The organism is Rhodohalobacter barkolensis (assembly GCF_002834295.1).
Taxonomy (GTDB): Bacteria; Bacteroidota; Rhodothermia; order Balneolales; family Balneolaceae; genus Rhodohalobacter; species Rhodohalobacter barkolensis.
The window spans coordinates 1,058,940-1,084,111 of the sequence record NZ_PISP01000001.1 but is presented as its reverse complement, the minus strand read 5'-3'; the positions used below and the strand labels follow the sequence as shown (position 1 = coordinate 1,084,111).

The 25,172-nt window shown below is 41.1% G+C and carries 28 protein-coding genes; 16 read left to right on the top strand and 12 right to left on the bottom strand.

What is annotated here, in order from left to right:
• Positions 1 to 18: 18 nt before the first annotated feature.
• From nuoF to CWD77_RS04480, 10 genes are all read right to left on the bottom strand, one after another.
• Positions 19 to 1,314 (bottom strand): NADH-quinone oxidoreductase subunit NuoF, encoded by a 1,296-nt coding sequence (gene nuoF / locus CWD77_RS04525; RefSeq protein WP_101072024.1) that lies wholly within the window; start codon positions 1,312 to 1,314, stop codon positions 19 to 21.
• Positions 1,315 to 1,319: 5 nt separating this feature from the next.
• Entirely contained in the window at positions 1,320 to 1,850 is a 531-nt protein-coding gene (locus tag CWD77_RS04520; RefSeq protein ID WP_101072023.1) for an NADH-quinone oxidoreductase subunit NuoE family protein, read from the bottom strand.
• 5 nt (positions 1,851 to 1,855) lie between these two features.
• On the bottom strand, positions 1,856 to 3,148 hold the full coding sequence (gene nuoD, locus CWD77_RS04515) for an NADH dehydrogenase (quinone) subunit D (protein WP_101072022.1): 1,293 nt from the start codon (positions 3,146 to 3,148) through the stop codon (positions 1,856 to 1,858).
• Positions 3,149 to 3,157: 9 nt separating this feature from the next.
• Positions 3,158 to 3,670, bottom strand: coding sequence for an NADH-quinone oxidoreductase subunit C (locus CWD77_RS04510; RefSeq protein ID WP_101072021.1), 513 nt, complete (start codon positions 3,668 to 3,670; stop codon positions 3,158 to 3,160).
• Between the two features lie 5 nt (positions 3,671 to 3,675).
• Positions 3,676 to 4,158, bottom strand: coding sequence for an NADH-quinone oxidoreductase subunit B (locus CWD77_RS04505; protein ID WP_101072020.1), 483 nt, complete (start codon positions 4,156 to 4,158; stop codon positions 3,676 to 3,678).
• A 9-nt stretch (positions 4,159 to 4,167) separates the two neighbouring features.
• Positions 4,168 to 4,557 (bottom strand): NADH-quinone oxidoreductase subunit A, encoded by a 390-nt coding sequence (gene ndhC, locus CWD77_RS04500; protein WP_101072019.1) that lies wholly within the window; start codon positions 4,555 to 4,557, stop codon positions 4,168 to 4,170.
• Positions 4,558 to 4,778: 221 nt separating this feature from the next.
• Positions 4,779 to 5,396 carry a hypothetical protein gene (locus CWD77_RS04495; protein ID WP_101072018.1) on the bottom strand — a complete coding sequence of 206 codons (618 nt, stop codon included), beginning with the start codon at positions 5,394 to 5,396 and terminating at the stop codon, positions 4,779 to 4,781.
• A 21-nt stretch (positions 5,397 to 5,417) separates the two neighbouring features.
• Positions 5,418 to 7,736, bottom strand: a complete 2,319-nt coding sequence (locus tag CWD77_RS04490; protein WP_101072017.1) for a penicillin-binding protein 1A — start codon at positions 7,734 to 7,736, stop codon at positions 5,418 to 5,420.
• Between the two features lie 7 nt (positions 7,737 to 7,743).
• The gene (locus CWD77_RS04485) at positions 7,744 to 8,502 is read right to left on the bottom strand and encodes a UDP-2,3-diacylglucosamine diphosphatase (RefSeq protein ID WP_101072016.1); all 759 of its coding nucleotides are present in this window, start codon (positions 8,500 to 8,502) and stop codon (positions 7,744 to 7,746) included.
• 7 nt (positions 8,503 to 8,509) lie between these two features.
• The gene (locus tag CWD77_RS04480; protein ID WP_101072015.1) at positions 8,510 to 9,526 is read right to left on the bottom strand and encodes a polyprenyl synthetase family protein; all 1,017 of its coding nucleotides are present in this window, start codon (positions 9,524 to 9,526) and stop codon (positions 8,510 to 8,512) included.
• A gap of 128 nt (positions 9,527 to 9,654) precedes the next feature.
• Here CWD77_RS04480 and pfkA point away from each other — a divergent pair, with 128 nt between their 5' ends.
• From pfkA to CWD77_RS04400, 16 genes are all read left to right on the top strand, one after another.
• A complete protein-coding gene (pfkA, locus tag CWD77_RS04475; protein WP_101072014.1) occupies positions 9,655 to 10,623 on the top strand; it encodes a 6-phosphofructokinase in 969 nt (322 codons plus the stop codon).
• Positions 10,624 to 10,625: 2 nt separating this feature from the next.
• A complete protein-coding gene (locus CWD77_RS04470) occupies positions 10,626 to 11,915 on the top strand; it encodes a glucose-6-phosphate isomerase (RefSeq protein WP_101072013.1) in 1,290 nt (429 codons plus the stop codon).
• Positions 11,916 to 11,923: 8 nt separating this feature from the next.
• Positions 11,924 to 12,562 (top strand): deoxynucleoside kinase, encoded by a 639-nt coding sequence (locus CWD77_RS04465; protein WP_101072012.1) that lies wholly within the window; start codon positions 11,924 to 11,926, stop codon positions 12,560 to 12,562.
• 41 nt (positions 12,563 to 12,603) lie between these two features.
• A complete protein-coding gene (locus tag CWD77_RS04460; RefSeq protein ID WP_165779072.1) occupies positions 12,604 to 13,116 on the top strand; it encodes a YceD family protein in 513 nt (170 codons plus the stop codon).
• Positions 13,117 to 13,136: 20 nt separating this feature from the next.
• On the top strand, positions 13,137 to 13,316 hold the full coding sequence (gene rpmF, locus CWD77_RS15755) for a 50S ribosomal protein L32 (protein ID WP_101072010.1): 180 nt from the start codon (positions 13,137 to 13,139) through the stop codon (positions 13,314 to 13,316).
• A 15-nt stretch (positions 13,317 to 13,331) separates the two neighbouring features.
• A complete protein-coding gene (gene plsX / locus CWD77_RS04450; RefSeq protein ID WP_101072009.1) occupies positions 13,332 to 14,315 on the top strand; it encodes a phosphate acyltransferase PlsX in 984 nt (327 codons plus the stop codon).
• 15 nt (positions 14,316 to 14,330) lie between these two features.
• On the top strand, positions 14,331 to 15,320 hold the full coding sequence (locus CWD77_RS04445; RefSeq protein WP_101072008.1) for a beta-ketoacyl-ACP synthase III: 990 nt from the start codon (positions 14,331 to 14,333) through the stop codon (positions 15,318 to 15,320).
• On the top strand, positions 15,320 to 16,204 hold the full coding sequence (gene fabD / locus CWD77_RS04440) for an ACP S-malonyltransferase (protein WP_101072007.1): 885 nt from the start codon (positions 15,320 to 15,322) through the stop codon (positions 16,202 to 16,204). Before CWD77_RS04445 ends, fabD begins: the two co-directional genes overlap by 1 nt.
• Positions 16,204 to 16,947 (top strand): 3-oxoacyl-[acyl-carrier-protein] reductase, encoded by a 744-nt coding sequence (gene fabG / locus CWD77_RS04435; protein WP_101072006.1) that lies wholly within the window; start codon positions 16,204 to 16,206, stop codon positions 16,945 to 16,947. Before fabD ends, fabG begins: the two co-directional genes overlap by 1 nt.
• A gap of 122 nt (positions 16,948 to 17,069) precedes the next feature.
• The gene (locus CWD77_RS04430; RefSeq protein WP_069130991.1) at positions 17,070 to 17,306 is read left to right on the top strand and encodes an acyl carrier protein; all 237 of its coding nucleotides are present in this window, start codon (positions 17,070 to 17,072) and stop codon (positions 17,304 to 17,306) included.
• Between the two features lie 33 nt (positions 17,307 to 17,339).
• Entirely contained in the window at positions 17,340 to 18,584 is a 1,245-nt protein-coding gene (gene fabF, locus CWD77_RS04425) for a beta-ketoacyl-ACP synthase II (RefSeq protein WP_101072005.1), read from the top strand.
• Between the two features lie 3 nt (positions 18,585 to 18,587).
• Positions 18,588 to 19,352, top strand: coding sequence for a ribonuclease III (rnc, locus tag CWD77_RS04420; RefSeq protein ID WP_101072004.1), 765 nt, complete (start codon positions 18,588 to 18,590; stop codon positions 19,350 to 19,352).
• A gap of 85 nt (positions 19,353 to 19,437) precedes the next feature.
• On the top strand, positions 19,438 to 20,820 hold the full coding sequence (mgtE, locus tag CWD77_RS04415; RefSeq protein ID WP_101072003.1) for a magnesium transporter: 1,383 nt from the start codon (positions 19,438 to 19,440) through the stop codon (positions 20,818 to 20,820).
• 15 nt (positions 20,821 to 20,835) lie between these two features.
• Positions 20,836 to 21,684, top strand: a complete 849-nt coding sequence (locus CWD77_RS04410) for a thymidylate synthase (RefSeq protein ID WP_101072002.1) — start codon at positions 20,836 to 20,838, stop codon at positions 21,682 to 21,684.
• Positions 21,681 to 22,151 carry a dihydrofolate reductase gene (locus tag CWD77_RS04405; protein WP_101072001.1) on the top strand — a complete coding sequence of 157 codons (471 nt, stop codon included), beginning with the start codon at positions 21,681 to 21,683 and terminating at the stop codon, positions 22,149 to 22,151. Before CWD77_RS04410 ends, CWD77_RS04405 begins: the two co-directional genes overlap by 4 nt.
• A gap of 189 nt (positions 22,152 to 22,340) precedes the next feature.
• Positions 22,341 to 23,345, top strand: coding sequence for a response regulator (locus CWD77_RS04400; RefSeq protein WP_165779071.1), 1,005 nt, complete (start codon positions 22,341 to 22,343; stop codon positions 23,343 to 23,345).
• On the opposite strand, the gene CWD77_RS04395 is transcribed toward CWD77_RS04400, so the two are convergent.
• Positions 23,326 to 24,588, bottom strand: coding sequence for an HD domain-containing protein (locus tag CWD77_RS04395; protein ID WP_101071999.1), 1,263 nt, complete (start codon positions 24,586 to 24,588; stop codon positions 23,326 to 23,328). The genes CWD77_RS04400 and CWD77_RS04395 overlap by 20 nt on opposite strands.
• The gene (locus tag CWD77_RS04390) at positions 24,588 to 25,028 is read right to left on the bottom strand and encodes an acyl-CoA thioesterase (protein WP_101071998.1); all 441 of its coding nucleotides are present in this window, start codon (positions 25,026 to 25,028) and stop codon (positions 24,588 to 24,590) included. The genes CWD77_RS04395 and CWD77_RS04390 overlap by 1 nt, the downstream gene beginning before the upstream one ends.
• Positions 25,029 to 25,172 lie beyond the last annotated feature (144 nt).

The window sequence follows — 25,172 nt, the reverse complement described above, 5'->3', positions numbered from 1 at the left end:
TTTAAGCCTAAGAAAACTTTAAGCTACAGCATGTACTGATTTTTTACACCTTGCTTCAAATTCATCTCTGAAGCGAGTAATGGTATGACGAACAGGCCATGCGGCAGCATCAGCTAATGCACAGATTGTACGGCCTTCCATCTGTGTAGTGATGTCTAATAATAGATCCAGGTCTTTAATTTCCCCTTCGCCATTTTTGATTCTCAGCATCACTTTTTCAAGCCAACCGGTTCCTTCCCGGCAGGGGGTACATTGACCACAAGATTCATGGTGGTAAAAATGAGTGATTCTCCACAACATATCTACCATATCTGTATCCTCGTCCATCACTACCATGCCGGCAGTACCGAGCATGGTTCCTACTTCACGAAGTGAATCACTATCCATCGTTACACCGTCTAACTGGTCAGCTCTTACAACTGGAGTAGATGAACCACCCGGAATTACGGCTTTTAATTTTTTTCCATTTCTCATGCCCTGTGCAACATCATTTATTAAGTCAAGAATGGGCATACCGGAAGGAAGTTCATATACTCCTGGGCGATTTACATGACCGGAAATTCCGTACAGAAGTGGTCCGGGATGATTTTCAGCTCCAACACTTTTGAACCAATCTGCACCTTTGTTAATTACACTGGTCACGTGTGAGAGGGTTTCTATATTGTTAATAGTGGTAGGGCGTCCCCATAATCCTTTTTGGGCAGGGAATGGAGGTTTTACACGTGGATATCCACGTTTTCCTTCCAGGGATTCAAGCATGGATGTTTCCTCACCGCAAATGTAAGCCCCGGCTCCGGAATGGACATAGAAATTAACACTGTATCCTGATCCAAAAATATCTTCGCCAATCAATCCCGCATCATAAGCGTCCTGGATTGCTTTCTCCATCATATCTATGTATGACTTATACTCTCCCCGGATGTAGACATAAATAGATGTAATTTCCATTGCGTAGGCAGCAATAAGTGCACCTTCTATGAAAACATGAGGATTATACTCAAAAATCTTACGGTCTTTAAATGTGCCGGGCTCCGATTCGTCTCCGTTACAAGCCAGGTAACGAGGACCTCCATCAGCAGGGGGCATAAATGACCATTTTAAACCGGCATTGAAACCGGCACCGCCACGTCCTCTGATATTGGCGCTTTTAACTTCATCTACAACACTTTTAGGATCTGCCCACTTCTTTTTGTCAGTCAGCACAGCTTTCCAAGCCTCATAGCCACCATTTTTTCGATAAACATCAATCTTATGAAGATCTTTGATGTTCGGAATCAGAACCGGATCATAATTTTTCCAATCAACAGTACTCATAGTGCTTATTTAACTTTTCTGAGTGGCATTTCAATTTGTTCGTGCTCGAGGGTCTTACCCGACTTCAGATCTTCAATAAGTTTGTCAACCTTTTCCGGAGTGAGATTATTCACATATTTGTCGTTGGTTACTTGCAACATAGGGGCATAACCGCAGGCACCAAGGCATTCAACTTCATTAAGCGTGAACATTCCATCTTCGGTGGTTTCACCGGATTTGATGCCCAGTTTTTTCTCAGCGTGTTCAAGGATGTCGTATCCGCCACAGAGTTGACAACTCAGGCATGTACAAACATCCAATACAAATTTCCCTTTTTCTTCTTTATAGTATTGCGTGTAGAAATTGGCCACACCATGTACGTGGGCATCAGGTAAATCCAACGTTGATGCAACAAGTTTTTGTACATCGTCATTAACGTGACCAAAACGATTCTGAGCAACCCATAAAGCCGGCAGCGTTGCCGCTTTCACATCGGGATACTTAGCTTTAATCTTTTCTATTTCTGTAAGGTCTTCTTGTGTGAATTCGTATTTCATAATGTTTATTTATCAGCTTCACCCATTACAGGATCCATACCTCCAATTATAACTACCGTATCTGCCACCATTTCACCATCAATAATATTTTCTAAAACCTGCAGATTGGCAAATGACGGAGCACGTACTTTGAGTCGCCAAGGGTGACCGGTACCATCACTTTGAATATAGTAACCAAGTTCACCTTTTGGTGCTTCAACGGCACAGTATGCTTCTGCACCTTCGGGTGGACAAATTCCGGTATCCGTCATCATAAAGTCATGAATCATACCTTCCATTGAGTAGTATACTTCGTCTTTAGAAGGATAGGCCTGCTTTGCGTTATCAGTTCGAATGGGGCCTTTGGGTAATTTTTCCAGACACTGATTGATAATGCGAATACTTTCGCTCATCTCTTCCATCCTTACAAAGTACCGGGCCAGATTATCACCTTCCATTCGGGTAGGAATATCAAATTCAACCTCATTATAACGGGCGTAAGGAGCGAACTTTCTGATGTCTAAACCATAACCGGATGCCCGAAGGACAGGCCCGGTTGCACCAAATCTAAGTGCATCTTCAGTTTTTAAAACCCCAACGGCTTCATTTCTGTCAATAAATATTCGATTTCTGTCGAGCAGCTTATGATAGTCTCTGAGTTCTTTAGGGAAGGTAGCAGCAAACTCTTTAATGGCTCCCATCGCCTCATCTGTAATGTCGTTAGCTACTCCGCCAATTCTGGCATGAGAAACTGTAAATCTGTGACCGGTCAGGCGATCCATTATATCATAAATCTTTTCTCTCTCCTTAAACGTCCAGATAAAGAAAGAGACAGCTCCGGCATCCATCACCATTGTTCCCAACCAAAGCAGATGTGAAGAAATTCTTGCCAACTCAGCACCAATCATGCGTATGTAGTGGGCTCTTTCCGGAACCTCCACGTTTGCAAGTTTTTCTACAGTTTGGCAAAGCGCAACATTGTTGCTGTAAGGGGATAGGTAGTCCATACGATCTGTATAGGGCATGAACTCCTGGTACGTCTTATTTTCTGCGATCTTCTCAACACCACGATGCAAATATCCAATATCGAGTTTAGCTTTCTCAATGGACTCACCGTTTAATTGAAGAACCAGCCTGAGCACACCGTGTGTTGCAGGGTGCTGGGGCCCCATATTCAAGATCATTTTGGATGTAAGCGGATCGCCGTCATCCATCTCTTCAATAGTGGTGTGTTTATCTTCAAGACTTTGATAGAGCTTTTTCTGGTGCTCTTTAAAGAACTTGGAGTTAACTTTCGATTGAATATCCGTTAATTTCATAAAATCTTACTATTCAGTATCGGGTGTTGAATTAGGTAGCTCGATAGAACCGGGAATTCCCAAGAGTGGAAACTCTTTTCGTAGCGGGAAGTAGTCAAAATCCTCCGGCATCAATATTCTTCTGAGATCCGGATGGTTATTAAATCGGATGCCAAACATATCATAAACTTCCCGTTCAGCCCAGTTTGCAGAAGGCCAGATATCTGTAACCGAATCAACTTCAGGATTCTCTTCTTCACAACGAACTTTCAAAAACAAACGAACACCGTCGCGGAGTGAAATCATATTGTAAACGACTTCAAACCGATCGTCGGAAGTGTATCGGTCAATCCCAAAAACATCAGACAAATAGGTATAGTGATGGTCTTCTTTCAGGAATTTGCAGATCTGAGTAATCGAATCTTTTTGGACAACAACATATGTGTCACCGGTTGATTGATAGATATCTGTAATTTGATCCGAAAAATTCTCGGAAAGCCCGTCTATAGCTTTTTGAAGCGGTTCTGATAGTTCTAAACTCATAGGAATTAACTGTCGAGCGAAACGGAATGCTCTGTTTTAATTTTATCTTGAATTTTCATTAATGCGTGCAAAACGGCATCCGGGCGGGGAGGACAACCTGAAATATAGGCATCAACAGGAATGAAATTATCAACACCCTGAACTACCCCGTAGCAACGATGCATCCCTCCGGTTGAAGCACAAGCTCCCATGGCGATACACCATTTTGGATCCGGCATCTGATCCCAGATTCTTCGGATTGCATGCGACATTTTATATGTACACCACCCGGCTACAATCATAACGTCGCTCTGTCTTGGAGAAAAACGCATTACTTCTGATCCAAATCTGGCTGCATCATACCGCGGACCTGCAAATGCCATCATTTCAATTGCACAGCATGCCAATCCCATAGGCATTGGCCATGCAGCATTTGATCTGGCCCAGTTAACCAAAGAGTCTACCTTGGTTGTTAAATAGCCTTCGCTAAGAGAACTTTCTAAACCCATAATATTCGGTTATTTCGATAAAGCTTCATATTTAATGTTTTTCACGTCCCAGTCTAAGGTGCCTTTTTTAAGGGTGTAGACCAAGCCAATAAACAGTACTACAATAAAGATTGTCATGGCTATAAACGTTCCGGTACCGTGTTCCATAAATCGGACGGCCCATGGGTAGATAAAAACGACTTCGAGATCAAACACTATAAATTCCATGGCCACCAGGTAAAAGGCGATTGAGTATCGCTCTTTGGCTTCTCCAACAGGATCCATACCACTTTCGTACGGACTAAGTTTGTTTGTGTTTGGCCGATAGGGCCCCAAAATCCTTGAGAGCGACATTAAAACAAGCGCCAGTACAAAAGCAACGCCTATCAGTACCAGAATGGGATAATATTGTTCAAGCATGAAATACGGTTAGAATTAATTTTGCCATAAATTACCGCCACAAGGACGGAAAGTCAACGAAATTACGCATGGAATATAGCAGGTTTTAAGTCCAACTATGAACACTTTTTTAAGAAAAATTGAATGTTGAATAAATTTGAATATTACAATCTGTTTAAGGCGAATATAGTGGCAGGAAGCATAGTACAAGTAAACTTTTAAACGCCTTTTGTTTATAAGTTTTACTGTATCAGCGTGCGTAGTGAGTTGAGGTCATTTTCAAACTCAGATTGACCTTGCATGGATAAATCTGTTATAAGTGTGGATAGGATTTGATGGCTTTGAGCTGAGCTGAGTGATGCTACCTTATCTAAAGATGAGTACTCCTTGGATTGAAATAGTGAACGATCATTAAACGGTTGAAATAGATATCCAAAGCGTTCACTATCATATAGTAAGGCAAGAAATTCTTCGTGACTCATTTGGTGTTGCAGCTGCTGAATTTCTTCGTTGGCATCACACCATTGCAAAAACTGATTAGACAGTTGAACTAATCTTTCGTTGTTATCCTCTTGACTGAAATATTGTTCAAAATTTTTCAGCAAGTTTTCTTTTTGGCTGGCATTCAGCATTTCGGAAAAATAATCTACAGGTTGGCCGGCAAATTGTGCACGATTATCAAAAAAATCTTGAGTAGCAGGGATGTGATACATTGCTGCAAAAAGAGTATCACCACAATGCCGGTTGATTTCTGATACGCTTTTAAGATCAGATTTATTGGATAACTCGGTTTCAGGTGAATCCGATCTGGTACAACTCACAAAGATAGTTACCAAACTGATGATTATTAAAAATCTCATGAGTCATTCGTTATTTAATGATTACCAGCCAATTCTGCCGCGCCTGTCATCCCTTTCCGAATCAGCAGGGTCTTCGGGTAATATAAATCCAGGCGGTTGTTCAAAAGCGTCATAACTCCATGGAGTGTCCGGATCGGATGTGACGCTGTTTATGAACTGTCCCACAATAGGTAATGCAGTTCTTGCACCCTGACCAATACTATTCGGATCATTCGAAGGGAACCGAATTCTGCGATCTTCACCGCCAACCCAAGACCCCATCACGATGTGGGGCATCATTGCTACAAACCAATTATCAGCACTGTTTTGGGTGGTTCCGGTTTTTCCGGCAACATCTTGCTGTACATTATACGTATTTCGTAGCCGAACCCCGGTGCCATTGTAGCCATCACCGCCGCGAATCACACCACGCATCATATCAATCATCATGTAGGCGGTTTCCGGGCTGATGACCTCCTGCGTGTATTCCGGATTGAATTCGGCGAGAACATTTCCTTCACGGTCTTCAATACGGGTAATCGCAACGGGATCAACATGAACTCCCTGGTTGACAAATGTAGTGTAAGCACTAACAAGTTCTAAAAGTGATACTTCTGTTGTTCCAAGAGCAATAGAAGGGTAGACACTGGATGAAGACATGTTGATACCCAGGTTGGACGCCATTTCCGCTATTTTTCGGGCGGCAGGCATCAGGTCTTCTGCTCTGTTCGTGCCCGGAGCCCCTGCAATTTCCGGTAGTAACCTTACAGTTACATTATTCAGACTTCGGGCCAATGCTTCCCTTAGTGCAACCATTTCCGGTCCGGCGGGCACTGAAGGATCTTTAGGATTCCATAACCTGCCACTATTTTCAATAAAGCTGGATGGATATTTAGAGAATTTATGATAGGGCATATATCCATTATCTATGGCAACAGCATAAACAAAAGGTTTAAATGTTGAGCCGGCTTGTCTTCTGGATTGATGCACATGATCGAACTGTTTAGCCCCGAAATCGGCTCCGCCTACCCAAACCAAAACATTACCGTTTGACGGATCAATGGCTGTAAAACTAGCCTGCAGTCGTGTATTTACTCTTTTTACGGAATCTACAAACGCTGAATCTGCCATCAATTCTTCGAAAACTACGGATTCCTGATCTGTATCAAATTTTTGGAAACCATTCTTATATCGATCTGTTTCCCGAATATATTCCCTGAGAAATTGAGGAAACCGTTCCCAGTATTCATCCATATATTCTCCATCCCGTGAGGTCCACTCGCTTTCAAACACCGGCTGAAACTCTACCAGATTTTCTTGCACTGAACGTTCAGCATGTCGCTGAAGTCTGGAATCTATGGTCGTGTAAATCACTAAGCCGTCGGTAAACAGATCATATCCGTTTTCCAAAGCCCAATCTTGTACACGCAGTCGTACATATTCTCCAAAATAACGGCTTTCCCGGCCTGATCTGGATGGTGGCTGGTAGTTTAACTGAATCTCTTCCAATCTTAAATTTTGGAAAACTTCACTGCTTATAAATCCCCTGTTATACATCTGATTGAGTACAACATTTCTTCGAAAGGCTGCGCGTTCGGGAAATCGACGCGGGTTATAGGCATAAACTGCTTTCAGCTGCCCGATTAAAGTGGCCGCTTCACTAACTGTAATGTCTTGTGCAGATTTCCCGTAATGGGTTCTTGCAGCCTGCTCTATCCCAAACGCACTGTTACTGAACTCTACAGTATTCAGGTACATCTCAATGATTTCCCGTTTCGTGTAATTGTGTTCAATTTGAATGGCAGTGATCATCTCACGCAGTTTTCGGGTCACTGAAACTTCAAACCCAATTTTACGATAGAGATTTCTGGCAAGTTGCTGACTGATGGTAGATCCACCTTGAATTCTGCCCTGAATCCAGTAGTAGGGAAGACCGATGAGTCTTTGAACGTCAACGCCCCAGTGATCAAAAAACCGATGATCTTCTGTAGCAACAAGAGCATTTATAATGTTCGGTGAGATATCTTCGATGGGAACGTGGGTACGGTTTTCAATATAATACCGATCGAGAACTGCACCATCACGACTTCTGACCTCGGTAGCAACGGATGTTTGTGGGTTTTCAAGTTCTTGAATTGAAGGGAGGCCCTGAGTGAGATAAATAAAATATCCGACAGCAATTAAAATAAAAAAAGCAAGCGCTCCACCTCCGTAAAGTAAAATTTTACGACTTAGTTTTCCGTCTTTGCGAAAAGATTTGTCATCCGGGGTGTCTTTTTTGTTCTTACCCATCACACTTTTTCGATACTCAGGATCATTAAAATATCGATCCATATCTACATTGTGGTCATTGTCACTCATCGTAAAATTATTCGTGTAAAGTGTTTACGGTTTTAAGCTGCCTGTATTCTGCATCCCATCTAACGAGACTGAGTTGGTTGTTGTTATATAATGCAACAGTTTTATCTCCGTAGAAGGTACCCAGATTTATATATGTACCGAAAGAGAAAGTTTCCACTCTTGCTATATGATCATGTCCTGATACCACAAAATCATATGAGGTGTTTTTTAAAAATGATTTTGACCATCTGTTTAGCCGATCCGGTTTTTGATCAGGATTGGCTCTGCTGAAATCAGAAAACTGTTTCATTAAATCAATGCCGGTATCTGGATTAAATATTTTTCTGTACGCAGATGTAAACAGCGGATGGCGCAGTACTTTGTGAACCAATGGACGTTGCAGATTGTACTCCGGGTCTGCTAAACCGTCGCCGTGATGCAGAAAAAATGAATGAGCACCGGTATTCAGCTCTTTGAAGTCACTGTGAACATCAAACCCAATTTTTTTAAAATAACCAAGTGTCCAGTTATCGTGGTTTCCAGTTATATACGTAGCCGGTGCCAATTTGAGGTTGTAGTTCTCAAAGTGGTCTAAAACATTACGGCCGTAATTCGGGATTGTAGCCCCAAACTCCATCCAGTAGTCAAACAGATCTCCAAGTATATGGAGGTGAATCTTATTTTCGATGGCGTATTCAATTAATGAAATGAGGTCTTTTTCCAGCCGTTCATTTTCATCATCAGTGAAAGCTCCAAGATGGACATCCGATAGAAAAAGGTGCTTCATAGAAGAGCTACTTTTTCCTGTTAATGATGAATTGGATTAATGAAACAAAATCTTCTGCACCTTGCTGCACAGGAAGGGCATTCAACGTTTTTAAAGCTTTTTCAGCATACTCTCCCATACTTTTTTCGGCTTCTTTCAATCCGTCGTATTTATGTACAAAATTTACAATTTCATTTACATTAGACGTCTTCTTCTTACGCTTTTTCATGAGCCGACGGATTTTCAACTGCTCCAACGCGGGTGCCTTTTCTAATGCTTTAATCAATGGCAGAGTAACCTTCCGCTCCTGAATGTCATTTCGGGTGGGTTTACCAACATTATCAATGCCGTAATCAAACAGGTCGTCTTTGATCTGGAAGGCGATTCCGATATTCATGCCAATTTCTCTCATACCACTCATGACTTTTTCGTCATCGGTAGCAGCTATAGCCCCGCATTCGCAACATGCAGAAATCAAGCTGGCTGTTTTTTCAGAAATGATCTGGAAGTAGCGCTCTTCCGTCATATTAAAAAGTTTGGAAGTCTTGAGCTGTCTCAGCTCTCCTTCACTCATCTTACGAACAGCATCAGAGAGTACATGCAAAAGCTGATACTCTTTATGGTCCAATGCTACCAAAAGCCCTTTGGAAAGGAGGAAATCTCCCAATAATACACCGGCTTTATTTTTCCACAGTTTATTTATACTCAGGAAATCACGACGAAGATCGGCTTCATCCACAACATCATCATGAATTAAGGTAGCCGTATGAAGAAGCTCAATCATAGTTGCGGCTACAAAGCTCCGATTATCAATTTTGCCAAACATTCTGGCAGTCATAAACACAAGGGTGGGGCGGATTTCCTTACCTTTCTGCCGCAGTAAATACTGTATAATCTGGTCTAAGACAAAAACATCACTTCTCAGTTCATTTTTGAAAAAGGTTCTGAATGTGGTGAGGTCGTTTTGTATAGGCGCAGTTATCTCCTTGAGAGATAGATCGTTAGTGGTTGAATCGTCTTTTTTTAATAATGCCTCTGAGGCCATGTAGATAAATCCTTTTTGTATTTAGAGCCGAAAAATAAGAATAAACTGATTAAATAGTTGCGCAATGATGAAGGGCTCTTTAGTTTTACAACTTATTCAAAATTACTATGAATCTAAATTTTTGAATCTTGAAAAAAATAGGTGTTTTAACAAGTGGGGGAGATTCTCCCGGAATGAATGCAGCTTTCAGGGCAATCGTTCGAACAGCTCACGGACTTGATATTGATGTTTTAGCTATTCGACATGGCTACAAAGGTTTGATTAATGATGATATTTCAAAAGTTACTTCTAATGATGTATCGAACATTATTCAACGAGGCGGAACTGTACTGAAATCAGCCAGATGCGATGAATTTCGAGAACCGGAAGGCCGAGCTGAGGCTGCAAAGGTTTTAGAAAAACATGGAATTGAAGCATTAGTTACAATTGGAGGAGATGGGACTTTTCAGGGTGCTGCTCTTTTGGCCAAAGAGCATGACATTAATGTAATTGGTGTACCGGCTACTATCGATAACGATCTGGTAGGATCTGATGAAACCATCGGATATGATACTGCTCTTAATACAGCAATGGAAGCGATTGATAAAATCCGTGATACAGCAGATGCACACGATCGTCTATTCTTAGTGGAAGTTATGGGACGTGATGCCGGGTTTATTGCGCTCGAAACGGGTATTGCAGGTGGGGCTGAATTGATCCTCTTGCCTGAATCTCTAACTGATATTGATGAAGTAAAATCTTCTCTCAATAAAGTACTCAGCGAACAGCGAAGAAGCAGCTTGGTTGTAATTGCAGAAGGAGATGAAACCGGCGGAGCAATGAAAATTTCTGAAGCTTTAAAGCCAGACTTCAGTAAATATGAAATGAGAGTTTGTATTCTGGGTCACGTACAGCGTGGTGGCAACCCAACTGCGAGAGATCGTGTACTTGCCAGTCGATTAGGTTCTGCAGCTGTTACCGTTTTGAAAGAGGGGCATAGTCAGGTAATGGTTGGCGTGGTAAACAACAAAATCAAATTGACTCCCCTGAAGATGACATTTGGTAAAAAGAAAGACATCAATTTCGATCTTGTTGAATTAGCTAAAATGCTGAGGTAACAATGATTAAAATTAAATTAGATAATGCAGTAGACTTTGTTGAAGAGAGTGAACTAGAAAGTGCTCTTCAACAAGCTGAGAAAGCATTTAAGCAAGTAGTGGATGGCACCGGACCGGGCAACGACTGGTTGGGATGGAGAAGAATCCTTGCCGAACCAAATGATGCTGAAATTGACCAGATTCAGCAACATGCCACAAAAATTCGTGAAGATGCTGATATCTTTATTGTATGCGGTATTGGTGGATCATTCACCGGAGCAAAAGCCATCATTGAAGCACTGAATATGCCATTCAATGAACAGGGCCCGGAAATATTATTTGCCGGGCACCATATGAGCGGAAGATACCTGGAACAGCTTCTCAAATATATCCAGGCTCCAAAAGAGAACGGTGATCCTAAAAGTGTTTATTTGAATGTGATTTCCAAGTCCGGTTCCACATTGGAAACAGCCCTGGCATTCAGAACCATCCGAAAATGGATGCACGAGGCGTATGGTGATGAAGCAAAAAGTAGAATTGTTGCCACTACTGGCCAAACCGGCGGTGTACTGAATAAAATTATTGCAGAAGAGGGATACAAAAAGTACATCATTCCGGAAGACATCGGGGGCAGATATTCTGTTTTGACACCGGTTGGATTGTTACCGGTAGCCGTGGCCGGGATTGATGTTCAGACCCTTTATTATGGAGCAGTTGCCGAATTTGAATTACAGGAGAAGAATCCTGAAACAGTATTAAAATACTCTGCTTTGCGCTATACACTGCATAAGAAAGGGGTTGCATTGGATGTAATTGGTTCATTTGAACCGGAGTTGATGGGTTTTGCAGCATGGACACAGCAGCTTTTAGGTGAAAGTGAAGGAAAGAAAGGCAAGGGATTGTTTCCTGCCATTGCAGGTTACTCCACTGATCTGCATAGTATAGGTCAGATGGTTCAGCAGGGCCAGCGAAACATGATGGAGACACTCTTTGTCGTTGAAAGTCCGCTTTCTAAAATGAAAGTACCCCAGGTAGAAAATGATACAGATCAATTAAACTACTTGGATGGTAAGCTCTTTCATGATATTAATAAGAGTGCACGGGAAGGAACAGTCCAGGCACACAGGGAAGGGGGCGTACCGGTTGTAGAAATTATTCTCGAAAAACTTAATGCCCAGCAACTTGGTCATCTGATTTACTTTTACGAATTGATGACCGCTGTTTACGTTTATATGTTGGAAGTTAATCCGTTCAACCAACCCGGTGTGGAAAATTATAAACAGGCGATGTACCGACTATTGGGGAAAAGGTAACGCTCAGCATGGATAACAATAACAGCAAAAATAAGTACGTTGCGATAGCCGGCAATATTGGCGCAGGGAAATCTTCTTTAACCCGGCTGCTTGGAAAGAATTTTAACTGGAAGCCCTACTACGAGTCTGTGGATGATAATCCATATTTGTCGGATTTTTATGACGATATGAGGAGATGGAGTTTTAACCTTCAAATCTACTTTCTGTCGAGCAGGTTTCGTCATCAAAAAGAGATACAGGAATCAGATCTTAACCTGATTCAGGATCGTACGATATACGAAGATGTGGAAATCTTTGCCAAGAACCTGTTTGATATGGGTTTGATGAGTGACAGGGACTATGAAAATTATAAGTCTCTGTTTCACGAAATGGTTAACTATCTGCGTCCGCCGGACCTTTTGATCTACCTGAGAGCTGAAGTTCCGACTTTGGTCAGGCAAATTCAGCAAAGGGGGAGAACCTACGAAAACACAATTCGTATTGAATATCTTGAAAAATTGAATGGTTTATATGAAAACTGGATCGACCGTTATGAGCACGAAAAATTGATTATTGATACAGATGATCTTGATTTTGTGAACGACAGTGAAGATCTCGGTAAGATCATCTCCTTAGTTGAACAACGCCTTTACGGACTCTTTAATTAAATTGCTTTCCAAAAGATATCTTTTTATTTTTGTAAGCTATCGTGAAAACATCAAAACTAACATTTCGGCTCCAGGAAATACCTGATGGTGAAAGCAACAAAAGTGTTGCTCTTGGGGATGCTGAACTTGATTTTAATGATGAAGTATCGCTGAAGAAGGCCAACGTTGAGATCAATTTTTATAAAACAGATCACTTCGTTCAGGTTAAATTCAGTGTAATTGCAGATTTAAACCTGGTTTGTGATCGTACTTTAGAGCCGTTTGTATATAAAACAGAGGGTTCTTATCACATAGTATTCGAACCGAATCCTGTTGAAGAAAGTGAAACAGAGGAAGGGGCGATCCGGCAAATACCGGCAGATGATCTGTTGATAAATATTGATAAGGAGGTGAGGGATACCATTTTACTGAATCTTCCAATTCGTAAAATTCATCCTGACTTGTTAGATTCTGACGGAAAACCGGAAAAATTTGAAACTCAATCGTTTGGTCCTCAACCTGATGAAGAGGAACTGATTGATCCCAGATGGGAAAAATTGAAAAAATTAAAGTAAATCAATAATTAACTGTAAAAATGGCGCATCCTAAACGAAAGACATCCAAAACCCGCAGAGATAAAAGAAGATCTCACCACAGAGTAGCTGAAATACCGTTGTCAGAATGTACAAACTGCGGAGCAATGCACCGGTATCATCATGTTTGCATGGAGTGCGGCTATTATCGCGGCCGTCAGGTACTGAATGTTTCCAAATAACTAAACTACTGAAAAATGCTGATTGCTGTTGATGCTGTAGGCGGAGACCATTATCCTAAAAATCCTGTTTTGGGTGCAATTGAAGCCCTGAAAGTAGACGACTCAATTGAAATTCTACTTTTAGGTCCTGAAGATCTTATCCAAACTGAATTGTTAGGTTTGGAGTATGATCAGAATCGTTTACATATTCAGCATGCACCCGAAATTATAGGGATGCAAGATTCACCTTCTGCTGCAGTTAAGAGCAAGCGCTCTTCTTCAATAGCAATAGGTATTTCGGCACATAAAAATGGCGATTGCGATGCTTTTGTCAGTGCCGGGAATACGGGTGCCCTGTTGGCGGCCTCAACACTTATTCTCGGAAAACTTGAGGGTGTGATCAGGCCTACCATTTCTGCAACCTATCCAACCCTGAAAGGCATCAGTCTTTTAATAGACGCCGGTGCTAATTTAGATTTGAAGCCTGAGATGTATCTTCAGTTTGCAAAGATGGGTTCAATTTTTTCGACAGAGATTCTAAATAAATCCAATCCAACTATTGGGCTTCTAAATATTGGTGAAGAACCTGAAAAGGGAACAGATTGCCATAAGGAGGTCTATAAGCTTTTAAGTGAACTTGATGAATTTAAAGGTAATATAGAGGGTAAGGATATCTTATACGGAGCAACAGATATTTATCTTACTGATGGATTTACCGGAAATGTAGTTCTGAAATTCGGTGAATCTATTCCGGGTGTTTTGAAATTACTTCTTTCCAAGACAATGGAAGAAGAGAAAGTTGCTCCCGAAGTGCAAAAGCAATTATATACCATTCTTACGAAAGGTTTGAATACTTTCAACTACGAGCATGTTGGGGGTGTTCCCTTTTTGGGCGTAAACGGAACAAGTTTGGTTGGTCATGGAGGAAGTTCTCCTATGGCAATCAAAAATATGATTCTAAACGCAGCTCAATGCGTTACTCACAAGCTCAATGACAAAATCGTAGCTTCTCTAAACTAATCTTATCCAAAATTAATGGCTTTTAAGCGAGCAAAAATTACAGGTGTGGGTAAATACCTTCCTGAATATGTGTTAACCAACGAAGAACTGGAAAAATACGTAGAAACGAACGATGAGTGGATCAGGTCCAGAACCGGAATTGAGGAACGAAGAATTTTAAAAGACCCTGATAAAGCAACTTCCTTTATGGCTACCAATGCTGCTGAAGAAGCTTTGAAGGATGCCAATGTGAAAGCTGATGAGATTGACCTTGTAATTGTAGCTACCGTCACACCGGATTATCTTTTTCCCGCAACGGCAGCTCTTGTTCAAAAACGGATCGGTGCTAAAAAAGCATTTGCTTTCGATCTGTCGGCTGCATGTTCCGGCTTTCTTTTTGCACTTTCTACAGCAGGATCTATGATAGAATCCGGTCGTATTAAAAAAGCACTGGTAATCGGTGCCGACAAGATGAGTTCGATCATAGATTTTACCGACCGTTCCACTTGTATTCTCTTTGGTGATGCTGCCGGTGCAGTTGTGCTTGAAGAGAGTGATCAGGATGATGGAATTGTCGATTTTATACAGTATACAGAAGGTGATGAAAATTGTATGCTTTATCAGCCGGCAGGGGGAAGTTTAAATCCTGCATCGGAAGAGACGGTTAAAAATAAACAGCACTATATCCGCCAGGATGGCCGATCGGTTTTTAAGAAAGCAACAGAAGGCATGGCGGATGTCTCTCTGGAGATAATGGAGAAAAACAATCTGGATGCCGATGATGTGGCTTGGCTGGTTCCTCATCAGGCAAATCTGCGGATAATTGATGCCACAGCTCGCAGAATGGGACTCAGTAAGGATAAGGTGATGGTAAACATCAATAAATATGGCAACACCACAGCTGCTACAATACCTCTCTGTTTGGATGACTGGAAAGATAGCCTGAAGAAGGGCGATAATATCATTCTTTCTGCATTTGGCGGGGGCTTGACATGGGGTGCCATCTATTTAAAATGGAGCAAGTAATGAAAGCGATACTTTTTCCGGGACAAGGATCACAAAAGGTAGGAATGGCTAAGGATCATTACGATTCGAATGCTGCATTCAAAAAGAGAATAGATCAGGCTGATGAAATTCTGGGTTATGATCTGTCCAAGATTATGTTTGAGGGCCCTAAAGAAAAATTAACTCAAACAAAATTCACACAACCCGCAATATTTACTCATTCCGTGGCACTTTATGAGCAACAGGATATCAAACCGGATATGGTTGCAGGCCACAGTTTAGGAGAGTTTAGTGCATTGGTGGCAGCAGGAGTATTATCATTCGAAACAGCTCTGAAACTTGTTTCACTGCGTGGTAAACTCATGCAGGAAGCAGGAAATCATCATCCGGGAACAATGGCCGCAATTATTGGGATGGATGATGATGCAGTGGATCAGATTTGTGAAGACGCTTCCGAGAAAGTGGGTAAGCCGGTTGTGACTGCTAACTACAACTCTCCGGGGCAACTGGTCATCTCAGGTGATGTAGATGCTGTAAAAAAAGCGGTAGAAATCGCAAAAGATCAGGGGTGCCGGATGGCTATGCTGTTACCGGTCAGTGGCGCGTTCCACTCTCCATTGATGGAACCGGCATATAAATCTTTTAAAAACAGGGTTGAAGAGATCGATTTTTCTACGGCCAATATTCCGCTTAATAGTAATTATACTGCAGAAGGAACGACTGATCCGGATGTTTTGAGGGAAAATGTGATCATGCAGCTTACGAATCCTGTTCAATGGACAAAGACCTTGATAAATATGCAGGATGCCGGAGCAACTGATTTTATTGAAATTGGTCCCGGAAAAGTATTACAAGGATTGGTGAAACGAACGTTGAAAAGTGTAACAATAGAAGGCTACGAATAATGGACTTAAAAGGTAAAAATTGTATTGTAACGGGCGGAAGCCGTGGAATTGGAAAAGCCATTGCATTGACATTTGCAAAATTAGGAGCAAACATTGCAATCACTTATTCCCGATCGGCGGATGCTGCAAATGATGTAGTCAGTGAAATTGAAAAATCCGGCTCTAAAGGTATTGCACTGCAAGCTGATGCAACGGATTACAGTAAAGCAGAAGAGGTAATCGCCAAAGTTGTAGAGGAGTGGGGATCACTGGATGTTTTGGTGAATAATGCAGGGATTACCAAAGATAACCTGATTCTAAGAATGAATGAAGAACAGTGGGATGCTGTTATCAATACCAACTTAAAAAGTGTATTTAATTACAGCAAAGCTGCTGCTAAACCGATGATGCGTGCCCGCGGTGGTTCCATCATTAATATCGGATCTGTTGTCGGTATATCGGGTAATGCAGGCCAAAGTAACTATGCCGCCTCAAAAGCCGGTTTGATTGGATTTACCAAATCGTATGCCAAAGAGCTGGCAAGTCGTAATATTCGCGCCAATGTTGTCGCTCCCGGTTATATCATGACCGAAATGACGGAGAATCTGGATGAAAAAGTATTAGAGTCGATTAAACAGGAAACTCCATTAGGACGTGCCGGGAATCCGGAAGAGGTATCAAATGTAGTTGCATTTCTGGCTTCTGATCTCAGTTCGTACATAACCGGTGAAGTTCTCCGTGTTGATGGCGGTATGGCAATGTAATTTTTTATAAATTTACGGAGTCTTTTCTGACTCGTGTTATTTATGCAGAGATGTTGTATTTTCTGCATGTCAAAAAAACTTAGTTAACTTAAAAACCAATAATTCAAATCGATAGGACTCATATGTCACAAGATGTTGAAGCAAAAGTAAAATCCATTATAGTTGATAAACTCGGTGTAGATGAATCAGAAGTTGTTGCGGAAGCAAACTTCACCAATGATCTTGGAGCAGATTCTCTGGACACTGTAGAACTGATTATGGAATTCGAAAAAGAATTTGATCTGAGTATTCCTGACGAAGATGCTGAAAACATCGCCACTGTAGGGGATGCCGTTAAGTACATTCAAGAAAAGTCTTAGTTTAAAGCAAACTAACAACCTAATTAGCCGCCGATGACTGAACGCAGAGTCGTTATCACGGGCATAGGCGCGTTTACACCACTGGGTAAGACCGCTCCGGATTTCTGGAACGGTCTTGTATCCGGTAAAAGTGGCGTGCGTCCAATTACCCATTTCGATACTTCCGATTATCCTACAAAGTTTGCAGGGCAAATCGAAGATTATGATTCCAACAATCACTTCGACCGTAAAGAGGCCAGGAGATTAGATCCTGTTACTCAATATGGTATGATTGCCGCAGACGAAACCATAAAAGACAGTAAAATCGATCTTGAAAAAATTGATAAAGATCGTGTTGCTGTATTGATTGGTACAGGTATAGGCGGAATGAAAACATTCTACGATCAGTCTATATCTCACGATAAACATGGTCCCAGAGGGGTTTCACCTTTCTTTATTCCCATGTTGATTCCTGATATGCCGGCCGGGCAGATTTCGATTAAATACGGCTTTAGAGGTGCAAATTTCTGTGCTGTATCGGCTTGTGCTACCGGATCCCACAACATAGGATTAGCCTACGACTCAATTCGTCATGGGCAGTCTGAAATGGCGTTGTGCGGTGGAACTGAAGCTCCTGTTTGGGAGATCGGAATAGCCGGTTTTTCATCCATGAAAGCTCTATCGACCCGCAATGATGAACCGGAAAGGGCATCTCGTCCTTTCGATAAAAGCCGAGATGGTTTTGTACTGTCTGAAGGTGCATCAATGATGTTTTTGGAATCTTTGGATTCGGCGCTCGAAAGAGGTGCCAGAATTTATGGAGAAATTGTAGGATACGGATTTTCTGCAGATGCTTATCATATCACTGCACCGGATCCTGAGGGAAATGGTGTCCATTTAGCGCTTACAAACGCATTGAAGATGGCCGGCATCAAACCTGAAGATATTGATCACATCAATATGCACGGAACCTCAACTCCGTTGGGAGATATCGCAGAAACCAATTCGATTAAACGAGTTTTTGGGGATCATGCTTATAAGATCAACTTAAACTCTACTAAATCGATGACAGGTCACATGTTGGGTGCCGCCGGAGCTGCAGAATCTTTAGCAACTCTTCTTTCCATCTATCATGGAACTGTACCTCCAACCATTAACCTGGAAACTCCGGACCCTGAGTGTGATTTGAATTACACTGCAAACGAAGCGGAGGTTCGCGATGTGAAATATGCAATGAACAATGCATTTGGTTTTGGAGGACACAATACTACTCTTGTATTCAAGAAATTTGAAGAGTAATTTATGATTGACAGGCTAAAGGAGTGGTTCAGAAAAGGTACTTCTATAAATCAATCTGAGCCTTTAGCTCGTCTTCAAACTCTTGAAGCCTCTCTTGGATTTTCTATTCCCATTAAAGATCAGTCGGTTTTTAATCAGGCTATCAGACATCGTTCAATTGTTGACAATGAACAGTACGAATCGTACGAAACCTACGAACGCTTAGAGTTTTTAGGAGACGCCGTTCTGGATCTGATTGTGACTGAAATTCTGTTTGAGAAGTATCCCACCGAAAATGAAGGATTTTTAACAAAACTGCGCTCCAAAATTGTAAAAGGAGATACACTCGCAACCATTGCCGAGAAGCTTGAACTCCATAAGGCGCTCGAAGTTGGGGAGAGATCGACAGGGCAGGGGATTGAACTTTCTAAAAGTGTGATGGCAGATGTGTACGAGTCTATTATTGCAGCAATTTATATTTCGAAAGGCTATTCGTTCACCTATAATTTTGTTCTCAGCAATGTAAACCGTTACCTGGATTTCGAGACAATTGAAAATAAGATTGACAACTTCAAAAGTGTATTGATGGAGTACTACCAGTCGGAAAGTGCTTCGCTGCCAACCTACAAGGTTTTATCGGAGGAGGGACCGGGACACGATAAGACATTTATAGTGGCTGTTTATTTTGATGATAAGAAACTGGGAGAGGGTGTTGGAAAGAGTAAAAAGAAGGCGGAACAACAGGCTGCAAAAAAAGCAATTGAGTTGTTAGGTATTACAAAAAATTAGCCTTAACGGTTAGCTTCTGCAGAGTGTTTGAAGTATCTTTGTGAACCGTTTTTGTTAGTAATCCCTGTTTACAATCGGTACTGATATGATTGCACATTTATTAAAACCCGAATTTGATGAGCTGATCCGGAAAAAAGAGTGGATCACGATCAAAGAGTCTCTTGAAGATGTACCGGCCGTTGATGTAGCTGAGCTTCTTGAAGATCTTGAACCGGAAGTTGCTGTAGTCATATTTCGTCTTCTCAAAAAAAGTAAAGCAGCGGATGTATTTACCTATCTAAGCTCCGGAAAAGGGGTTGAACTCCTGGAAGTATTCAGTCGGCAGCAGTTGAGCGATGTGATGAATAACCTGGAGCCGGATGAGAGAGTTGCTCTGATGGAGGAACTGCCCGGAGGATTAACACAGCGTGTTCTGAACTCCATGGATTCAGAAAATATCGCTCTGATAAGACGGCTATTGGGATATCCTCCTGAGAGTGTTGGACGTTTGATGACCACCAACTACGTGAAAATTAAAAAGGACTGGTCAATCGATAGAAGCTTAAGCCACATTCGAAAATATGGCCGTAATGCAGAAACGGTAAACGTTATTTATGTTGTAAACGAAGAAGAAAAACTGATCGATGATCTTCGTTTAAATCAGCTAATAATTGCTGATCCTGACCTCAAGATTGAGGATATCATGGATTACTCTTTTGAAGCTTTAAGTGCTTTTGATGATCAGGAAGAAGCCGTACGCATGTTAAGTAAATACGACCGGGTTGCCCTTCCGGTTGTTGATTCTGATGGTATCCTTGTAGGAATTGTTACGGTAGATGATGTTTTGGATGTTGCCGAAGAGGAGACAACTGAGGATATGCAGCTGATGGCCGGTATGAGTGCGTTGGATGATTACTACTCTCAGACCAACATGCTTGAAATGGTCAGAAAACGTATAGGGTGGCTTATTCTGCTTTTTTTGGGACAGATGTTCACCGTAACAGCTATGGCAGGTTTTGAAGACACCCTTGCAAAGGCAGCTGTTCTTGCACTTTTTATTCCAATGATTATTTCCAGTGGAGGTAACTCCGGCTCACAGGCCGCCACGCTGATTATTCGCGCTATATCTACTGACGACATTAAGCTTTCCGATTGGCTGGGAGTTCTAAAAAGGGAACTCATGTCAGGTTTTATGCTTGGATTAATTCTGGGTATAATGGGAACAGTTGTGATATCTACATGGATGGTATTTCGCGGTGAACCCATGTCTATTGCTGTGTTTCTTCAATCGTTAACGGTGGGGCTGAGTTTGATTGGAGTTGTACTATTTGGAAATTTAAGTGGATCCATGCTCCCTTTCATCATGTCAAAAGTAGGCCTTGATCCGGCTGTTACTTCCGCACCCTTTGTAGCTACTTTGGTGGATGTGACAGGAATTATGATCTACTTCAGTATCGCCGTCGCACTATTAACAGGAGTTGTACTTTAAATTGATTGATTAACTATGCAAGTTTATTTAGATCTCGTCCAGCGTGTTTTGGAAAACGGTGTTCGTAAAGAGAACAGAACCGGAACCGATACGCTCTCCAATTTTGCTGAATTCTATAAGGTAGATTTGGCAGAAGGTTTTCCTCTTCTAACAACTAAAAAAGTATATTTTAAATCTGTCATCATGGAACTTCTTTGGTACCTGAGGGGGGATGATCATGTACGGTGGCTGAGAGATGAAAAAGATGTTCATATCTGGGATGCCTGGGCCGATGATGATGGTTATGTAGGGCCAATCTACCCGGTTCTTTGGAGACGATTTCCTTTTTTGAAAGCGAGTGATGGTTCATCTTATCCAAAACTAGGGGAGTCTCGAGACAAAGATTGGGTCTATGATGAATTTGATCAGGTTCAGCGTGCTATTGATATGTTGAAAAACAATCCAAATAGCCGAAGAATTGTGGTATCTACATGGCACCCGGGTCTGTTGGATGAGATGCGACTTCCACCTTGTCATATTATGTATATTTTTAACGTAAGTGATGGAAAGCTTAATTGCCATCTCACTCAGCGATCCGGTGATATTGCACTTGGAATCCCATTCAATCTTGCCTGTTACTCGGCATTAACGATGGCTATTGCAAAAGAAGTTGGATTGAAACCCGGAGAATTTGCACATACAATTGTTGACGCTCATATCTATGAAAATCATATTGAAGGTCTTCAGGAGCAACTTAAAAGAGAGCCCAGAAAGTTACCCACACTGACGATTGCCAATAAACCAATTGATGAACTGCAGTATGAAGATTTCACCCTGGAAGGTTACGATCCGGATCCGGCTATTAAATTCCCAGTTGCCGTATGAAATTGATTCTAATAGCAGCTCATGATCCGAACTTGGTAATTGGCAATAATAATGAGTTGCCATGGCATTACAGTGAAGATCTTAAGTTCTTCAAAAGAGAAACGATGGGTTCTCCTATTATTATGGGCCGAATTGTATTTGAAGAACTCAACGAAAAGCCTCTCCCCGGAAGAGAAAACATCGTTTTGTCCAGATCCAAGACTTACGATCACGTCAAGACTTTTACCTCTATTGAAAAAGCACTGGATTATTTAAAGGGGCATGAAAAAGTATTTATAATAGGCGGTGGGGAAGTTTATAAACAGACGATTAATAGAGCTGATGAATTAATAATCACCGAAATTAAAGCGGAATTTGAGGGGGATACTTTCTTTCCTGAATACAGAAACAAAATCGGGTCAGAGTGGGAAGAGTATTGGAGAGAAGAGCATAAGGAATTCGATTTCGTCAAGCTTAGAAAAGTTTAACCAAAAAGTAAGCCTATTAAGTGTGGTTTACCTATAGTTAAAAAAAACTAACTGCACTAAGTTAAGGATAAAGTTTAGCTTTCGATTACTGCAAAAATGACCACGTATATCGAAACATATAACCTTTTTTTCTTAAATGAGATCTGGCTCTATAGTCTCACGAACCAAATCTATTTAATTACCCTGCTAATGGTATTTTCATTAGTAGCTTATCTGTTTATTAAAAACAGAAAAACCGAAGCTTTTACACTTACCACATCTGAACAGTACCATTTCCTTCAGGCTGTCACCAAATATTCAGATACTGCAGATTTTATTATTGATCGAGAACATGTCCTGAAATTTGCAAATGAACACTTTCTCGAACTTTTTAACCTGAATGATGAAAGTATTGATAATAAAAATGTTTCAGAGATTAAATTACCGAAAAAGCTGAAAGCGTTTATACAGAGCCAGACAAAATCAGACGGGAATAAAACGGTTCAACTAACGATTAATAATCACAAATTCTCGTGTAGAAAAGCTCCGGTTACAACTCATGACGGTCAGTTTTTAGGCAGTTTAATAAAGATTTCAGATCACGTTCTAACCGGGAAAGGAAAATCAGAAGCCGGTAAATGGCTTCACGAGATTAATACACCGTTGAATGCGATAGTTGGCTATTCCGAGATATTGAAAAAGCAGGATGGATTGACAGACGAACTGAAGAGCTATCTCGAAACAATAAACATGCAATCTTTTATGCTCAAATCTAAGATTGAGCATCTTCTTTCCGATCAAGACTCCAACAATGTTGTGAGTAGTGAAAATCATGCTGAAATTAAAGATATCCTTATTGTTGATGATGTACCGATCAATCGAACGGTATTAAAGATTATGCTGAAAAGAATGGGGTACAATGTGAAAGAAGCCGTCAATGGTAAGGAAGCCATCGATTTTTTTGAAAAGGAACCGGTTGACTTAATCTTGATGGATATCAGTATGCCGGTTATGAACGGGCTGGAAGCAGCAAAACATATTCGGAAACAGGGCTATACACTTCACGATCTGCCAATTATTGCCGTAACAGCCAGCTCTTTCTATAACAATAGAGAAACCCTTCAAAGCAAAGGTTTTAATGCGCTTCTGAAAAAACCTTTTAAAGAGACGGACTTAACCGACATTCTTAAAACGGTTAATACACATCTAAATTAAGCTCTTTAAGATGTACCACATAGGGTTTGACAACGGGTTGAGTTAATGCAATAATATGTTTGGTATCTGCTGCTTTTGAAAACTCTATCGCTTTTTGATCGTCATCCAGGATCCAGATACTCTCGTTTTCGTATTTGTACGCTTCTGAATAACTTTTATCGAAGTCGATATAAAAGCCTGCCGAATGATCATCATCAGGTAAACCCGCCTTTTTAAGCTGTTTCTTAGTTTGGGCCAATATATCACTCTTTAAATTTTTCAATCCTTTTTTATTGATAAACGTAGTTCTGAACAGTGATCGATTTAGAAACCGTAGTGTCAGGTCTGCCAGGATGGGATCCTTGCTGTTAATCCAACTTTTAAGACAAATCATCACGTCGTGATCATCAAGTGAGAGGTAATGTCCCATCATTTCATAGGTAATTACTTTCTTGGCGCTAGGTCTTTTTTCAAGAAAATAACGAAGGGGTTCTGAAGGAATGTTTATTTGCTCACCATTTTTAATGAGGTAACTCACGCGTTTGAAGATCTTTTTTAAGAGCGAATCTGCACTCAAAACCGTTTTATGCAGGTAGACTTGCATATACATTAATCGCCGGGATAGAATGTAGTTTTCGATGGCGTAAATCCCTTTCTTTTCGATCACAACATTACCATTAATCACTCTCATGGTTTTTAGAATCCGGTTGATACCAACTGAGCCCTCAGATACCCCGGTGAAAAAACTGTCGCGTTTGAGGTAATCAAGACGATCGATATCGAGCTGGGAGGAGATCAACTGATGAAGAAATTTCTTTGGATACTGATCTGTAAATATTTCAATGGCCGTAGTTAAGGCACCGTCAAACTCCTGATTCAGTTTCTCCATGATTTTAAGACTCATCATCTCATGGTTGAAATCTTTAATGAGCGAGTGTTCCAGCGTGTGGGAGAGAGGACCATGACCAATATCATGTAACAATATGGCGATTAATGTCCCGTTGATTTCCGGATCACTTATAGTGGTATCTTTCTCCTGTAAATTTTTTAGAACACGCTGTCCAAGTTCAAGAGCTCCAATAGCATGAGAGAATCGAGAATGCTCTGCTGCTGGAAACACCAAGTACCCGAGTCCAAGCTGACGGATTCTCCTCAAACGCTGCACGTACGGGTGGTCTATCAGTTTTAAAATGATCCCTTTTGGAACAGAGATAAATCCATGGATAGGATCACTGAAAATTTTATACTGTTTACTTTTATCCATCAGTTTGAGCTTTTAAAAATATATTTCTCCTGATTCTTCAGTTCAGGCAAACGAGCAGGTCTGTTTTTCTTCAGATCAAACCAAACACCGGTCGTTTTAGCGACAGCTTTAAGCTCATGATCATGTTTGGAGTAGATCGCTTGAAAACCTTGAATACTGCTATTTCCGAACTCTTCAACCGCTGAGCCAACTAGAATGGTATCTTTGAAAAGGATCGGTTTAATGTAGTCAAGTTCCAGATGAACCAGTACAAAACTGAATCCGGACTGAACAGAGGATTTAAATTCGGGAATCTCTTCGATAAACTGGACTCTTGCTTCTTCAAAATAGGTGTTAAAAACAGCATTATTGACATGATTCAGTGCATCAAGATCTCTGAATCGAACTCGGATTTCTGTCCAGTGAAAAAAACTTTCCGGATTATATTCTGGTTTAAGCATGAAGATGTATATGAAATTTTAAAAACTATAAGTTAATCAGAATATCTCTGAAAGATGAATACAAGATCACCAACGGAATTAAACGCGATATCGATCAATCCGTTGCTTATATTCAGTTGCAAAATGAACAAAAAATAAATCATA